Origin of the sequence: Hyphomonas sp. (assembly GCF_036964145.1) — a bacterium.
Taxonomy (GTDB): domain Bacteria; phylum Pseudomonadota; class Alphaproteobacteria; order Caulobacterales; family Hyphomonadaceae; genus Hyphomonas.
Genome location: NZ_JBALUC010000006.1, coordinates 1 through 15,390 on the forward strand (window position 1 = coordinate 1; position 15,390 = coordinate 15,390).

Annotated in this window: 9 protein-coding genes, 1 tRNA gene and 2 pseudogenes; 3 read left to right on the forward strand and 9 right to left on the reverse strand. The window is 57.5% G+C overall.

Going from position 1 to position 15,390, the window contains the following annotated elements; all coding sequences use genetic code 11:
* Positions 1-155: 155 nt before the first annotated feature.
* Positions 156-1,168 (forward strand): annotated as a pseudogene (locus V7660_RS16165) (IS3 family transposase); the annotation flags it as partial.
* 259 nt (positions 1,169-1,427) lie between these two features.
* Here V7660_RS16165 and V7660_RS16170 read toward each other — a convergent pair.
* Positions 1,428-2,450 (reverse strand): IS110 family transposase, encoded by a 1,023-nt coding sequence (locus tag V7660_RS16170; RefSeq protein ID WP_335604086.1) that lies wholly within the window; start codon positions 2,448-2,450, stop codon positions 1,428-1,430.
* A gap of 351 nt (positions 2,451-2,801) precedes the next feature.
* Between V7660_RS16170 and V7660_RS16175 the strand changes: the two genes are divergently transcribed.
* Positions 2,802-5,717 (forward strand): TonB-dependent receptor, encoded by a 2,916-nt coding sequence (locus V7660_RS16175; RefSeq protein ID WP_335604087.1) that lies wholly within the window; start codon positions 2,802-2,804, stop codon positions 5,715-5,717.
* Positions 5,718-5,950: 233 nt separating this feature from the next.
* On the opposite strand, the gene V7660_RS17300 is transcribed toward V7660_RS16175, so the two are convergent.
* From V7660_RS17300 to V7660_RS16195, 5 genes and pseudogenes are all read right to left on the reverse strand, one after another.
* Positions 5,951-6,040 (reverse strand): integrase core domain-containing protein, encoded by a 90-nt coding sequence (locus V7660_RS17300; RefSeq protein ID WP_442910058.1) that lies wholly within the window; start codon positions 6,038-6,040, stop codon positions 5,951-5,953.
* 380 nt (positions 6,041-6,420) lie between these two features.
* Positions 6,421-7,549 (reverse strand): annotated as a pseudogene (locus V7660_RS16180) (IS3 family transposase).
* Between the two features lie 216 nt (positions 7,550-7,765).
* The gene (locus V7660_RS16185; protein WP_335604088.1) at positions 7,766-9,133 is read right to left on the reverse strand and encodes a tyrosine-type recombinase/integrase; all 1,368 of its coding nucleotides are present in this window, start codon (positions 9,131-9,133) and stop codon (positions 7,766-7,768) included.
* 215 nt (positions 9,134-9,348) lie between these two features.
* A tRNA-Pro gene (locus tag V7660_RS16190) sits at positions 9,349-9,425 on the reverse strand.
* Positions 9,426-9,479: 54 nt separating this feature from the next.
* Positions 9,480-10,355: an acyl-CoA thioesterase gene (locus V7660_RS16195; RefSeq protein WP_335604089.1), complete on the reverse strand. Its 876-nt coding sequence runs from the start codon at positions 10,353-10,355 to the stop codon at positions 9,480-9,482.
* Between the two features lie 137 nt (positions 10,356-10,492).
* On the opposite strand from V7660_RS16195, the gene V7660_RS16200 reads away from it, so the two are divergent.
* A complete protein-coding gene (locus tag V7660_RS16200) occupies positions 10,493-12,316 on the forward strand; it encodes a long-chain-acyl-CoA synthetase (protein ID WP_335604090.1) in 1,824 nt (607 codons plus the stop codon).
* A 3-nt stretch (positions 12,317-12,319) separates the two neighbouring features.
* On the opposite strand, the gene V7660_RS16205 is transcribed toward V7660_RS16200, so the two are convergent.
* From V7660_RS16205 to proB, 3 genes are read right to left on the reverse strand one after another with little or no spacing between them, the layout of a single operon-like run.
* Positions 12,320-13,789, reverse strand: a complete 1,470-nt coding sequence (locus tag V7660_RS16205; RefSeq protein ID WP_335604091.1) for a RimK family protein — start codon at positions 13,787-13,789, stop codon at positions 12,320-12,322.
* A complete protein-coding gene (locus V7660_RS16210; protein WP_335604092.1) occupies positions 13,786-14,250 on the reverse strand; it encodes a GNAT family N-acetyltransferase in 465 nt (154 codons plus the stop codon). Before V7660_RS16210 ends, V7660_RS16205 begins: the two co-directional genes overlap by 4 nt.
* Before the next feature lie 9 nt (positions 14,251-14,259).
* Complete coding sequence (proB, locus tag V7660_RS16215; RefSeq protein WP_335604093.1) at positions 14,260-15,378, reverse strand: glutamate 5-kinase; 1,119 nt, start codon at positions 15,376-15,378, stop codon at positions 14,260-14,262.
* Between the last annotated feature and the right edge of the window lie 12 nt (positions 15,379-15,390).

Consider the following 15,390-nt stretch of genomic DNA (forward strand, 5'->3'; position numbering starts at 1 on the left):
CCTCGAAAGCGCCATCGCCTGGCTCTTCATCGCCCATATCCGTATCGCAACGCGAAGGCTTGCAAGAGCCTGATTTTGCTCTGCCCCCAACAAACTGGATCGTTTTTGGTTGGAGTTTCCGGTATTCTGGAACCTGGCTGGGCGGAGACGAGACGATGCGAGCATCGAAGTTCACGGACGCGCAAAAGGCGTTTATCATCAAGCAGGGTGAAGCCGGGATTCCGGTGGCAGAGATCTGTCGAAAGGCGGGGATCAGCCAGGCGACCTACTTCAACTGGAAGAAACGCTATGGCGGCCTGATGCCGTCGGAGATGCGGCGGCTGAAAGAGCTCGAAGACGAGAATGCGCGTCTGAAGCGGATCGTCGCCGACTTGTCCCTCGACAAGGAGATGCTGCAGGACGTCCTGAAACGAAAGACGTAAGGCCTGGTCGCAAGCGGGAGCTTGTCAAAGAGGCGGTTCAGGAATGGGGCATATCGATCCGGAGGGCCTGCAGCAATCTGCTGCTCGACACGTCCACCTTCCACTACCGCTCTCGGCGACCCGATCAGGCCGCGTTGAAAGAGCGCATTAAGGATATCTGCGAGACACGTGTTCGGTATGGCTATCGGCGCGTCCACGTCATGCTGAGGCGGGAGGGATGGTTTGTGAACCAGAAGAAAGTACGCCGGCTTTACAATGAGTTGGGCCTGCAGTTGCGCAACAAGCACCCGAAGCGAAAGGTCAGGGCCAAACTCATTCGCGATCGCAAGGAGGCGGTATCTCCGCTTGAGGTGTGGGCGATGGATTTTGTTCATGACCAGCTCGCGACCGGTCGTAAGTTCCGCATCCTGACGGTCGTCGACACATGGTCCAAATATGTTCCTGCCATCGACGCGAGATACAGCTATCGCGGCGAAGATGTCGTTCAGACGATGGAGCGGATCTGTGCTCAGACTGGTTATCCGAAGATGATCCGCGTGGACCAGGGCTCGGAGTTCATCTCTCGCGATCTCGATCTGTGGGCCTATGCGAACGGTGTGACGCTGGACTTCTCCAGGCCGGGCAAGCCGACGGATAACGCCTTCATCGAGGCGTTCAATGGTCGACTACGCGCCGAATGCCTGTCCGCAAACTGGTTCATGAGCCTGTCAGATGCGCGCGAAAAGCTGGAGTGTTGGCGTGGAGACTTGTGTGGATGGCTCCTGCGTTGCAAGGGATTTTTTCGTTTCGGCAAGCCTTGGTCGGAAGCTGACTTGTGTCCGGCCTGTTAACGCAACGTTGGTGTCGCTGGCCCTGATGGTTTCCGCGAACCGAGTCCCATTCTACAACGCGGACAGTTGAAGTCCTTGTCTCCACGCGGGTTGTCTCGATTCCCGGGCGACCCGGATTGCCATCACTATTCATCGTCCTCGCAAGTCTCTGGTGTTTGTGTGCTGTCTCGAAGGTTTAGGCTTTTGCGGTTGCCCTGAAAGGCTCATTGCGGGAAAGCACGGCCCAAATAATCCGGGCCGTTTTGTTGGCAATGGCAACAGTTGCAAGTCTCGCAGGTTTTCTCTGGAGTATGCTGACAACCCACGGGTCCGCCTTTTCCGGATGGGCCTTGGCGGCCGCAATTCGCGACGTCATACCGACGACCAGTAGTTTTCTCAGGTATCGGTCGCCCTTTTTGGAGATGCCGCCGAGTCGCTCCTTTCCGCCCGATGACTTGTTTAAGGGTGTCAGGCCGATCCAGGCCGCCAAGTCTCTCCCGCTTCTGAACAAATCGGCTGACCCTATCGTTGCTACGATTGCTGAAGCTGTGATCGGTCCCACGCCAGGAATTGTCTTCAGAAGTCGAATCCGGTGATCGGTCCGAGCCGCCGCAAATATGCTCTTCTCAAGTCGCGCAATCTCCTGCTGAACCGAGAGAAGTTGACAGCATAAGGATACGATTACGTCTTGTGCCAGTTCAGGGAGATCAAGGCGCATCCCCCCACTTACGGATTCAGCAAACTCCCGAACACAGGTTGCACCTTTTCTGATCGTCTCGCCGAACTCGCCAAGCAGTCCGCGAATGGCATTGGATAGCTGTGTTCGTTGGCCGACCAGCAGCTCCCTGGTACGATGCTGACAAAGAAGCGCCTGTTGATTGGCCGATTTGACGGGAACGGTTCGCATTGTTGGGCGGGTGACCGCTTCGCAAATCGCTTCTGCATCTGCCGCGTCAGATTTTCCACGCTTGACGTATGGCTTCACATAGTTGGGTGGCATCAACCGCACCTCATGTCCGAGAGCGGTCAGCTCACGTGCCCAATAGTGACTCGTGGCGCAAGCTTCCATGCCGACAAGGCAGGCTGGTTGCAGTTCGAAGAACCGCAGCAACTGCGCGCGACGAAGCGACCGGTTAAACAGAACAGTTCCGTCCTCGGAAACGCCGTGTACTTGAAAAATGTTCTTGGCCAGATCCAGGCCGATTGTGGTGACTTGCATTGGGTGGCTCCTTTCATGCGCAGTCTTGATGGAACTGCATAATGCCGTACTTCGGCGGTGGGAGCAGGAGCCATCCACTCCATCTACAATACGGTAAGACCTCATAGCGCGATCGGAAACAAACCCCCGGCCGCACTGATCAATCACGCAGGCGTAACCAGTCCGCCATCGTGAAAAGGCCGGAAAACTCTAACCGGCAATGGTCCAGACTTGGGTCTCAGAGCAATTTTATGAATGAGCATTTTGATTCAGACTCTAAAGGCTCAGGCATTTCGTCGGCTTGCATATGGTAAGATTTCGTACCATGATCCGCTAACCCGCACCAGACGGGATGTGATCAGGGAGGAAACTATGATTGTAACGCGATTGGCATGGACAGTATTTCTATATACAACCGTATCAGTTTCGAGCATTGTGCTAGCAGCCGAAGCTCAAGAAGAAGACAATGTGAGAACACTGCAGTCAGTTGTTGTCACGACTCAGAAAACTTCAGAGTCGCTTCAGAACGTACCAATAGCCGTTTCTGCTTTTAATGAGGAGGCAATTGACAGACTCCAGATAGCTGGTGGTCCAGATCTCACAAAAGCCGTGCCGAACCTGTCGTTCACCAAAGGACAATTTACCGGCTTCAACCTCAAAATCAGAGGCATAGGAGTGGATGTAGTGGCGACGTCCGGTGATGCCGGGGTGGGCATACACCAGAACGACGTCCCCCTTCAATCAAACAGACTCTTCGAGTCGGAATTTTTTGACACAGAGCGGGTTGAGATTCTCCGTGGGCCGCAAGGAACACTCTATGGCCGAAATGCTAATGGAGGTGTGTTCAACTTGATTACCGCCAAGCCGGTCTTCGAAGAATTCCACGCAGACGCCGCGCTGACTTACGGGAACTACAATTCAGTAAAAGCTAACGGCATGGTAAATTTGCCAGTAGGAGAAAGGGTTGCCCTCCGAGTTGCCGGATCTCTCACGCAGCGCGACGGGTACGTCGATAATATTGTCACCGGCAACGATATTGACGACCGGGACTTGTGGTCAATCCGGGCCACTCTTGGATTTGAGCCGACTAACTCATTTCGCGGGTGGCTCTTGTATGAACATTTTGAGGAAGAGGATGCGCGTCTACGCTCGGGCAAACAGCTTTGCCGGAAAGACCCTCTAGATACTAGCTTTGCGGGCATTCCCATCGCCTTTGAAGATCAGATTTTCACGTCTCAGGGCTGTCTGAGTGCGCCGCTTGACGAGTCTCGCGATACTGTCAATTCGGTTGCGACTCTGGCTGGCGGACTAGCGGTTCAGGTCGGGTTGTTAAATGGAGATGCATTCACGGCACCAGCCATTCAGGACATGCGAACAATTGCGGCAGGATTCGATCCATTCTATCAAGCCGAGCAGGATTTGTGGACACTTAGTCTGTCATGGGACATCAATGATGTCCTGAAATTGACTTCATTGTCGAGTTTCAATGAAACATCCGTATTCTCTGTTGAGGATGTCTCCAAAGTCGAGCCCACAATCACCTTCAATGATTTGTCAGAAATTCCACCAGGGATAGACCCCCAAGTCGATCTCTATAATTCAGTTTTTCCTGGCGGCGTCGTCAGTGACCCGCAGATCGGCCCCTCGAACTTTTACACGGTGGCGGATCCATCCGGTGAGACAACAGAGGCATTTACTCAGGAACTGCGACTACAGTCGGATTTCAGTGGCCCATTAAATTTCAATCTCGGTGCCATCTATATGGATTATGAAGCTGGCAATGACGATGTAATCGATGGATACTACTTCATAAGCAATGCGCTAACCGGTCTGCTGCAATTACACAACGCATCACTTGCTGCAGGTGGACCACCAGTGATACCGGGGGTTCCTTTCTCAGGAAGCCTTGATGAGTCCAATGTAGATGGCGACACAAATATCGGAAATTCACTCAACGGCTTAGGAAGAAATTACTTCCGGACGGTTGCCCCTTATGAGTTACAGTCGACAGCGCTCTTCGGGGAAGCATACTATGATATGAGCGATGAGTTGACCTTCACCCTCGGGTTGCGTTACACGAGGGATAAAAAGTCGCAAAAGAACATTCCGACCTATCTCTTCACGCCTGATATCGTCCGCCCGGACCCATTGGCTCCGGTTCCGGACCCGGCGACAGAAACAGATTTGGACGGTAACGTTGACGGAATTTTCGAGGTTGAGTTTGAAGAGATCACAGGTCGTGCGGGATTTGATTGGACACCGGATATATCGTTCACAGATGACACACTTCTGTATGGCTTTTACTCCCGCGGTTACAAGGGGGGTGGCATAAACCCACCGCAGCCATCGGAAAATGCCAACGCATTTCCATCAACTTTTGAACCAGAGTTCATCAATGCATATGAAATCGGAACCAAGAATCGGTTTGCAGGAGACACACAGCAACTTAATCTTGCTGGCTTCTACTATGACTATACGGATTACCAGATCACTCAGGTGATCAACCGCTCATCGGTGAATTTCAATGTCGATGCTGAGTTATATGGCCTAGAGATTGAGTATCTTTGGGCTCCTGGAGACAACTGGCTGCTGTCTGCAAATATTGGTTTGCTCGAATCTAAGCTGGTTGATGTTTTCGCAATTGACGTCCTTGATCGCACGGTCGGCAACTCCGATTTCGTGGTTTTGAAGAACCCGGCAAACTATTCGAACTGTGTAGTGTCCGCAGAAGGGTATGCAACTATACTGGGCGCAATCGAGGCCGGACAACTTGGCACGGGCTCTACCGCTGGGCTGTGTCTTGGCAGCTTTGCCGGTCAGGAGGCGGCGTTCGGGTTGGGGAATGTGTCCTATGTCGATGGAGATGGCTCATCCCGCACAGTCGGCGCATTGACGCCATTCGACGGCATCAATAAAGACCTCAGAGACAACAATCTGCCGGGTTCTCCAGATACTACGCTAAACTTGGCAGCGGAGTATACTTTTCCATCTCTCGCCGACAGTAGCTGGGATCTGACAATCCGCGGCGATTATTACTATCAGACGGAAAGCTTTACTCGTATCTGGAATGTTCCGCGCGACGAACTTTCCAGCTGGGAAAATGTCAATCTCTCCCTTGTCTTGGCGAATGATGACACAGGCTTCCAAATCACAGCATTTGCAAAGAACCTGTTTGATGAAGAGGTGATCACAGGAGCCTATTTGCAGGACGACAGCCCTGGGCTTTATAGCAATGTGTTTTTGACGGAACCGGCATTGTACGGAGTAACAGTTTCGAAATCATGGTAACAAGTACCGCTTGTCATCCGTGCCTGCCTTCCTCAATTGTTCGCCAGTCTGAGCCACATGAGCCGGTATTGTCGCGCCGTCTGGCTTTAGTGACTCAGCCTCGTGTGCAGGGAAGATCATTCGGAGAGTCTGTTCGTCTTTGTTGTCGTTGATTGGTTTGAGGTCAAAGCCCGGCGAGCAGAGCCACCGCGACGCTCTAGCGAGCCGGGCCGAGATCTGCGGTGGTGAGCGGATTAAGGCAGCGGAGTAAGTCTGCCAAGCGCGGTGTGAGGCCGGTGGTGGTTGTAGTCGATTCGCCCAGGCTTCGATGATACGCCGGGCATCGCCGAGACTATCGAAGAGATGCTCGTTCAGACACTCGGTCTTAGGCAGCAGATGCACCATGTTTCCGATTGTCCGTCGTCTGCCTGTGCGAGATGATGTTGGCTATGGCAGAGTCACTCATCGTCCAGTCCCTGAAGGACAAGCGCGCTGAGATCCATGGGCGGATCAGGGTAGTGTCCAGAATCTTTCGCACTTTCGATCATGCGACGGCGGTTCCATTGGGTTGAAGTTTTATCTCGAGTAGCAGCTGCATGTTCATGTACCTTCGTTTGCTCCCCTCGGTTCCGGCGACGTGTCGCAATCGGGCAGCGGCAAGGTGAGCTGGTCCTGTTTTCCTGCACAGTTTTCCGGCCTTGCTAAGGCATATCCGGGTTATTGATCAGGCCGCTTTCTTGAGTTCGTTTATCGCTCCATATGCCTCGTTCGGTGTCGCCTTGCCAAGGGCGGCGTGAGGCCGCTCTTGGTTGTAGAAGTTGATCCAGTCATCGACGACGCGCTGAGCAGCAAAGCCGTCAGCAATGTCCTGCAGATATACCGCTTCGTATTTGAGGGACCGCCAGAGCCGTTCGATAAAGATATTGTCCAGGTAGCGCCCGCGTCCATCCATGCTGACGCGCACCCGGGCGCTGGTTAGCGTGGTGATCCAGTCTGACCCGGTGAACTGGCTTCCCTGATCCGTATTCATGATCTCGGGCGGCCATATTTCTCGATGGCCTCTTTCAGCGCATCGATGCAAAAGTCCGCATGCATGGTGTTGGACACCCGCCAGCTGAGCACCTTGCGCGTTGCCCAGTCCATGATGGCGACGAGGTAGAGATAACCCCGGCTGACGGGGATGAAGGTGATGTCGGAACACCAAACCTGATTGGGACGCGTGATCTCCATCCCCTTCAGAAGATAAGGGAAGACCGGATGGGCCGGATGCGGCTGGCTCGTCTTTGGCCGCTTGTATACTGCCTCCAGGCCCATCAGTCGCATCAGGCGGCGGACACGGTGGCGACCGGCTTTGACGCCATCCCGCGCCAGGCTGACCGCGATCTGGCGACTGCCGAAGAACGGATACTTTGTGAACAGCTTGTCGATCGATTTCATCAACGCCAATGTCTCTTCGCTCGCCGGCAGCGGCCGGTAGTAGAGCGTTGACCGGCTGATGTTCAGCACGCGGCACTGCGCGCTCAGGCTCAACTTCGGGTGATCGGGTTCGATCATGTCGCGTCGGTCGCCGGGGCTCATAGCTTGAGCCCTTTGGCTAAAAAATCATTCTCGACCGCCAACCTCCCGATCTTGGCGTGGAGCTCTTTAACCTCGGCCTCCCGGTCGTCATTGCCGCCGCCCTTGGCAAACACGTCCGCCATTCCTTCAACAGCTTGCTTCTTCCAGGCACTCACCTGTGTCGGCAGCACATTATGCCTCGCCGCAATCTCCTGGATCGTGCGATCTCCGCGCAGCGCCTCAAGCGCCACCTGCGCCTCGAAATTGTCGGTGAACTTGCGTCTCTTTCGTCCCATGTTGGATATCCCTTACTCGTTCGGGATATACCTTAGCTCACTGTTCAGTTTGCTGGGACCAGCTCAGTTCGTGGGGCGAAATCGTCTTGAAATCCAGATAACACAATAAAAACAATTGGTTGTGTGGGGCTTCTGGCTCCGCGAGTAGGTGCTTGAAGGGAGTTGGCCTCTTGTCGTCTGTTTGGAAATCATACTTCGACATTGTCACCGCCACTTTTAGCCTGCCGTCGAACATTTATCGGAATGGCCGATAGCGCCATTCGACGAAAGATTACCCACAAGCCGTTCCACTTCGTCACCCCACAACTCCATTGCCTGACGAACATCGCCTATACTGTCTCCTACATCATAGCGCGTGCGCATCGTTCGGTCGGGCGCGTGGTTGATACACGCCTCGGCAATCGCGGGTGACACGCCGAGTTCTCGAACCAGAAGGGTCCGACCGAGGCGCCGGCAGTCATAGAGTTGAACGCCGTCGAGCGGGCAGGGCTCATCGACTTTCCGGGCCTCCGCGACCAGCTTGTTGCGTACCCTCATCCAGCGCTGCTTTGGGCCATCGTGACGAATGTGGTCATCGCTGGCCTTGTTTGGAAACACCCAAGGCAGATTGTGCTTCGAAAGGGCCTCGCGGAGCAGGGCGACGGCCTGAGGTGACAGGGGTACCTCGTAAACCTCGTTCGTTTTTGTCTGTCCGGCGGGGATGCGCCACATCTCTTTTCCGGGCGTCCAGTCGAACTGGTCGCGCCGGGCAGCAACAATTTCGGCGGGCCTTTGCAAGGTGTGGGCATGTAGCATGATGGCCAGCGCGGATCCCCAGCCGTGGCGTCCCTCGTCGCGTCGCAGTTCTTCGTTCAATGCGTCCCACATGAGCTTCAGCGCCCCGTCAGGCATCTGGGAGCGTTTGTCGGGTGTGTCCTTGAACAGTTTCCGGAAGGTGGCCGGGTTCATATCTGCCAGTTCTTCTTCGATGGCCCAGTTGAACACCGCACGGATAACACCCTGGCATTCATTGGCGAGTTTTGCGCCGGGATTGCTGCCTTCCCTGGCGCGCGGGTGTTTTGCGGCTTCGGCCTGGATCGACCTCACCAATTCGCGGACCTGCGCCCTGGTAATCTGTCGGAATTGTTCTTCCCCAAGCGAAGGCAGGATATGGACTCTCAGTAGCCTGTCGCGTTCATCATAGGTGCGTTGCTTGACCCGAGGTGGGGATTTCTCGGGCGTCGCCATGAACCGGGTGGCCAGGGCGGCAAACGTGGAAGTCTTTTCCTTCTCGGCCGCTTCCTTGGTTTTCCGTTTGCGGGTGACCAGGTCTGCTTCTCCCATCGCCATCCGGCCTAATTCTTTCATGGCCATGGCGCGGGCAATTTCGGGAGAGCCGTCATTTGCGGCGATCAGTTTCGCGTCTGTCTTGCTGCCGTCGGGTTTCACAATCTGGAGCTTGTAGGCTGCGCTCCCCTTCGGCGTGATGGCCAGAAACAGTTTCGGGACCTCAGTGTCCCAGTGGCGCACCTTTTTTGTCCCGTCATGCGCCCTGATAAGGCGCTGAACATTGGTTTGGGTGAGTTTGAGTCTGTTATTGGCCATGTCTTCTTGCTCTCTTTCGAGTCTGAAGACGGTGGCTTTCAAGCCCTGTGCCACCCAAGCCACCTCTGAGCCACCAATAAGCCACCTCGGGAAGTCGGAATTTGTCCGGCTTTGTCCGATTTGGCCGCAAAGCAGAAAGGTGCGACTTCCGCGTGGAGGGGCTGGTATTTACAGGGAAATCTCAACAAGTACGGGCGGTTTGCCCGCTGAGAAAATGGTCGGAGCGAGAGGATTCGAACCTCCGACCCTCTGGTCCCAAACCAGATGCGCTACCAGGCTGCGCTACGCTCCGGACTCCCGTAATAATGAGGTCGCGCTACGGCGCAAGCCCCTTTCGGCTGTGAATTCAGTCTTTTGGCCGTAAGCGCCGCACAAGACCCTCTTGCGCCACACTCGCGACGAGGTCTCCAGCCATGTTGAAGATCATGCCGCGATTGAATCCGCGGCCTTTTCCGGCAAATGGGCTGTCCATGGAATAGAGGTGCCATTCGTCGAACTTGATCGGCCCGTGCAGCCACATGGCGTGGTCGAGGCTGGCGGACATGAGTTCCTTGTGATTCAGCCAGGTAATGCCGTGCGGGCGGTAGCTGGAGCTGAGCAGGCTCATGTCGGAGGCATAGGCCAGAAGGCAATGATGCAGGGCCGGGGGCACGTCGATCGGCCGGCTGACCCGGAACCAGATATTGTGATGATCATCTGCAATTTCCGGATGGATCAGGTCCAGCGGGGAAACATCCCGGATCTCGATGTCGCGTTCGCGGGCGAAATCCTCGCGCAGGGCTTCGGGCAGGCGGTCTGCGATCTCCATGCGGCGCTCGCGCAGATCCTTCAGGCCCTCGGGGCCGGGCACATCGGGCATCTTGTGCTGGTGCTCCCAGCTGTCCTCATCAGTCTGGAAGCTGGCGGCCATGTTGAAGATCTGTTTGCCATGCTGGACAGCCACAACACGCCGCGTGGTGAAGCTGCCGCCATCGCGGGAATGGTCGACCTGGTAAATGATCGGCACTTTCGGGTCGCCGGGACGGATGAAATAGGCGTGCAGGGAATGGCACATCCGGGCTTCCGGCACGGTCCGGTAGGCCGCGACCAGAGACTGGGCGATCACCTGGCCGCCGAAAACGCGCTGGCTGGCCCGCTCGTCCGGGCTCTGGCCCCGGAACAGGTCCAGCTCCAGACGCTCGATGTCGAGCAGGGAAAGAAGGTCTCCGACGGGGTCCGACATGCAGGGGTCTCCAAATTGCGTCTGCACGAGCTAGCAGAGGCAGGAATGGATGCAAACTGTGCAAGTGCGCGTTGTAGTTTCAAATTTGTCGATTCTGGTCACAACATGTTCACCACATTCCGGTATGGGCTGGTATTATGGTTAATGCTGCCTCTCTCCGCGCCGCCGTGCCCTTTCATGATTCCTTTTCGCAAATGAAACGTGATCTGGACTTCCTGCGCATGGCCATCCGGATGAACAAGCTGATCGGAGAGGTCACGCCGGACTCCCGGCAATTGGTCGCCGATGATTTCGAGGACAGCGTCGACAAGCATGCCGACAATGTTGCATTCCGCTTCGAGGGCGGGCTGACCACTTATGCCGAATTCGATGCCCAGGCGAACCGGATGGCCCATTGGGCGCTCGCGCACGGCCTCAAGGCCGGGGACCGGGTGGCGCTCTGCATGGAGAATTGCCCGGACTATGTCGCGATCTGGGTCGGTCTCGCCAAGGTTGGCGTCATCACCGCCCTGGGGAACACGCATCTGGAAGGGGACTCCCTGAAACATTGCCTCGCCATTTCCGAGGCCACTCATGTGATTACCGGCCCGCATCAGGACCGGGCGGTCTGTTCCGTCGCGGCTGGAATGGAAAATGCCCCGAAAGTCTGGACCCTGGGCGGCGCCCACGGCGAAGACATCGCGGCCATGATGCCCAATCTCTCGCCGGACCGGCCGTCGCGCGAATTGCGCGCGCAGCTGCGCGGCAAGGATATGTGCCTGCTGATCTACACGTCCGGCACGACGGGTCTGCCCAAGGCGACCCGGATCACGAATTCCCGCCTCCAGATCATGCTGCGCACCTTCATCGCGCCTTGCTATACCGGCCCGCGAGACCGGGTCTACATCACGCTGCCCCTGTATCACGGGACGGGCGGCATTTGCGGCGTCGGCCAGGCCATGATGAGCGGGGCCAGCATCGTCCTGCGCCGGAAATTCTCGGCAAGTGCCTTCTGGGATGATGTGGTCGATGAAGGCGTCACCTCCATCGTCTATATCGGCGAGCTGTGTCGTTACCTCCTCAATCGCCCGCCGCATCCAAAGGAACGGGCGCACCGGCTGCAGACAGGGTTCGGAAACGGCCTGCGTCCGGAAATCTGGACGGAATTCCGCGAGCGGTTCAATATTCCGCATCTCGTGGAATTCTATGCCGCGACGGATGGCAATGTGAATTTGATGAGCATTGACGGCACCGTGGGTGCGGTCGGGCGCATTCCGAAATGGCTCAAGGCCCGGTTTGACCATGTCGAGTTCGTGAAGTTTGATCTCGAAACGGAAGACGTCGTTCGCGGCGAAGATGGATTCGTGATCCGCGCGGAGACGAATGAGCCTGGTGAAATGCTGGGGCGTATTGCGGATACCGAATTCGAGTTCGCAGGGTATCATGACCCGAAGGCGACGGAGAAGAAGATCCTCCGGAACGTGTTCGAACCCGGAGACAAATGGTTCCGGACGGGGGATCTGATGCGCAAGGACGAGAATGGCTATGTCTACTTCGTTGACCGGGTTGGCGACACCTTCCGCTGGAAGGGAGAGAATGTCTCGACCAGCGAAGTGAGTGACGCGATGATCCGCGCAGGCGGAATCGCCACGGCGAATGTCTACGGGGTCGAAATTCCGGGAACGGATGGCAAAGCCGGCATGGCCGCGGTCACGCTCAACGGGGACGTTGACTTCGAAAGCCTGCATTACGAGCTGTCTTCAAGCCTGCCCGCCTATGCCATCCCGATCTTCATCCGGATCCAGCGCGAGGCCGACACGACCGGCACGATGAAATACCGCAAGGTCGAGTTGATGAAGGATGGCTACAATCCCGACAGGGTGGATGATCCGGTATGGATGTACCATCCCGACCGGCGCCAATATGTGCCGTTCACGCAGGACCGGTATGACTCGCTGATCTCCGGCGCATTCCGCTTCTAGGTCTCAGGCGACCCGGCCCATGCGCTCTTCGAGGCGTGTGGAAAACCAGGAAATGATCCGCCGCCACAGCTCGTCCTTCAGGATGGCGCCTTCCACATCATGGTCGATGGAGGGATTGTCATTGATCTCGATGATCACGACGCCCTTGTCGGTTTCCTTCAGATCAACCCCATACAGGCCGTCGCCGATGAGGCGCGCGCCGCGCACGGCTGCATCCACCACGTCGGGCGGCGCATCCTCGACCGGGAAGGTGGTGAAGCCGCCCTCGCTCGTCTTGCCGTCCGGGCCGTGCTTGACGATCTGCCAATGGCCACGCGCCATGCGGTATTGGCAGGCATAGAGCGGTTCGCCATTCAGCACCCCGATGCGCCAGTCGAACTTTGTCGGCACGAATTCCTGCGCGATGATCAGGGCCGTGTCCTTGAACATGTGCTTCGCGCCGGCGCGGAGTTCGTCGAGGGAGCGCGCCTTGACCATGTTGGTGCCGAAGGAGCCGTCCGGCGTCTTCAGGACAACGGGATTACCCAATGTCTCGAACACGGAGGCAAGGTCCGATTTTTCATCAAGAATGAGCGTGTGCGGAATGGGCAGGCCGGCCTTTTCAAGAATTTCCTTGAGGAACACCTTGTTGGTGCACCGGATCATGGATTGCGTGTCGTCGATGACAGGCATGCCTTCCTGTTCCGCCCGGCGGGCGAATTTGTAGGTGTAATTGTCGATCTGGGTCGTGGCGCGGATGAATAGCGCATCGAACTCGGCAAGACTGGTCAGGTCGGACGGCTCGATGGTCTCGACTTCGACGCCCATCTTGGCCGCAACGTCTGCGAGGCGCTTGATGGAGGAGGGTTTTGACGGCGCGGTCTTCTCATGCGGGTCGACCAGCACGGCCAGAGCCCATTTGGCGGGGGCCTTGGTCTTCGGCTCGCTGATCCGGCCGCTGGTATAGGCTTCCATCGCTTCGAGGAAGAAGTCCCGGCGTTCGCCTTTCAGCTTGTGCGGCGGGACCATCCGGACACGGCCAATGCCGTGAGGCGATTTCGGGTCCAGTTCCACTTCCAGCGCTGGCACGCGGAACCAGTCGGAGACTTCGCGGGCGAGGCGCTCATAGCCTGGCGTTTCAGGCTTGGAGAAGGCCACGAACAGGCGTTCGATCTCCGGCGCGCCCTTGGCATGGGCTTCGCGCAGGCGCTCGCCAAGATCGGGCAGGGCATGGCGGTAGAGTCCCTTGGCCGACAGCTCGACCATGGTCTGGACGCTGGGGCTGACCCGGTGGCCGCGCGCCTCTGCGAGCAGCGAGGCGTAATAGCCTTCCGACTGGTAGCCATAGGACCGGCAGAGATTCAGGATGTAGGGCCGCCGCCCGGAAAACAGCGCCGGCTTGGTGATGTAGTCTGATACCTTCAGCACCTTGTGGGGCGTCTCAGCCTGGGAGATGTCGTTGGCGGATTCTACGAGTACGACCCAATCGGTCATTGAACCTCTCTTGAGAGACCGCTGAGCGGCTTCTCCATTTTTAATGCGGCTTCCCCATCGGGATAATAGCCTGCGGCGCGCGCCATTACGCGATAACCATGGCGTTCGTAAAGACGCTTTGCGCGGCTATTTGTTTCGCGCACTTCGAGCCTTAATGTACAGCAGCTTCGCTGCCTTGAAATGTCTTCGCATTTCTCCAGCAGACGGCCGGAAAGACCCGTCCCCCGCGCAGCTTCTGCGACGGATAGGGAATAAAGCCGCGCGACCCGGCTGGTCCGCCGGAACAGGAGGACAGCGGCGCCGGTGAGTCCGCCGTCTCCGTCGGATACAAGAATGGTGGAATTCCCGCGCATCAGGCGCGCCCAGGTTCGCTGCGAGAAACGGTCCTCTTCCGGAAAGGCCCGTTCCAATTCTGTCAGCGCTGCGATGTCGTCGGGGTTGGCGGCGCGAATATCCTGCATCGGGCGGGCCTAGCGGAGCAGGACCATATCGTCGCGATGGACGATGGCCGGGCGGCCGCGATAGCCAAGGATGGCTTCGACATCTTCGCTGTGACGGCCGATGACGCGGGCGATCTCGCCGGAGCTGTAGGCGGTGACGCCCTTGCCGACCATCTGGCCGGAGGGCGCGTTCAGGGCGACGGCTGCACCGCGCTCGAAAGTGCCGGTGACGGCCGTGATCCCCACGGCCAGCAGACTCGCCCCGCTGCGCAGCGCCTTGGCCGCGCCTTCGTCCAGTTCGATTGAGCCCTCGGGTGTCAGGTGGCCCGCAAGCCACGCCGCGCGGGCATTGGCGGGCGTGGTGGCGGCGGAAATCAGCGTCGCTCGCGCGCCGTCTTCGATAGCAAGCAACGGATGGTCCCGGTTGCCGAGTGTGATCAGCGTGGAGCAGCCTGCCGCATGCGCAATCCGCGCGGCGGCGAGCTTGGTCGCCATGCCGCCCGAGCCGAGTCCCGCCTCGGCATTCGCGCCGGTCGCCATTGCGTCATGTTCGGCGGTCAGCTGGTCGAGGCGGGGAATATGCGTTGCCTCAGGATGCGCGCGCGGGTCCGCCGTGTAGAGGCCATCAATATCCGACAGGAGCACCAGCACATCCGCGCCCATCATCTGGGCGACGCGCGCAGCCAGCCGGTCATTGTCGCCATAGCGGATCTCGTCGGTCGCCACGGTGTCATTCTCGTTGATGACCGGAACTGTCCCGATTTCCAGCAAGGTTTCCAGCGTCGCGCGGGCGTTCAGCCAGCGGCGGCGGTTTTCCGTGTCGCCGAGCGTGAGCAGGGCCTGGCCGATGGTGACATCATGCGGCTCGAAGGCTCGCCCGATGGCAGACATCAGGCGCAACTGGCCGATGGCCGCGGCGGCCTGTTTCTGGTCGAGACGGTTTGAAACAGAATTGCCGACACTTTTGCGACCCAATGCAACCGCGCCGGACGAAACGAGAATGATTTGAAACCCTCTGGAACGCAGTGAAACAATATCGAATGCCAGTTTCTCCAGCCAGGCATGGCGCGGCTCGCCGTGCTCCGCGACAAGGGCAGAGCCGGTCTTCACCACAATACGCTTGGCAGAGGCAAAAGGCGTTTCAGTCATCCGGCGGAGCGA

Coding starts and splice junctions, on each gene's coding strand:
- V7660_RS16170 (WP_335604086.1), bottom strand. CDS start 2,450: ATGCAAGTCACCACAATCGGCCTGGATCTGGCCAAGAACATTTTTCAA.
- V7660_RS16175 (WP_335604087.1), top strand. CDS start 2,802: ATGATTGTAACGCGATTGGCATGGACAGTATTTCTATATACAACCGTA.
- V7660_RS17300 (WP_442910058.1), bottom strand. CDS start 6,040: ATGCCCGGCGTATCATCGAAGCCTGGGCGAATCGACTACAACCACCAC.
- V7660_RS16185 (WP_335604088.1), bottom strand. CDS start 9,133: ATGGCCAATAACAGACTCAAACTCACCCAAACCAATGTTCAGCGCCTT.
- V7660_RS16195 (WP_335604089.1), bottom strand. CDS start 10,355: ATGTCGGACCCCGTCGGAGACCTTCTTTCCCTGCTCGACATCGAGCGT.
- V7660_RS16200 (WP_335604090.1), top strand. CDS start 10,493: ATGGTTAATGCTGCCTCTCTCCGCGCCGCCGTGCCCTTTCATGATTCC.
- V7660_RS16205 (WP_335604091.1), bottom strand. CDS start 13,789: ATGACCGATTGGGTCGTACTCGTAGAATCCGCCAACGACATCTCCCAG.
- V7660_RS16210 (WP_335604092.1), bottom strand. CDS start 14,250: ATGCAGGATATTCGCGCCGCCAACCCCGACGACATCGCAGCGCTGACA.
- proB (WP_335604093.1), bottom strand. CDS start 15,378: ATGACTGAAACGCCTTTTGCCTCTGCCAAGCGTATTGTGGTGAAGACC.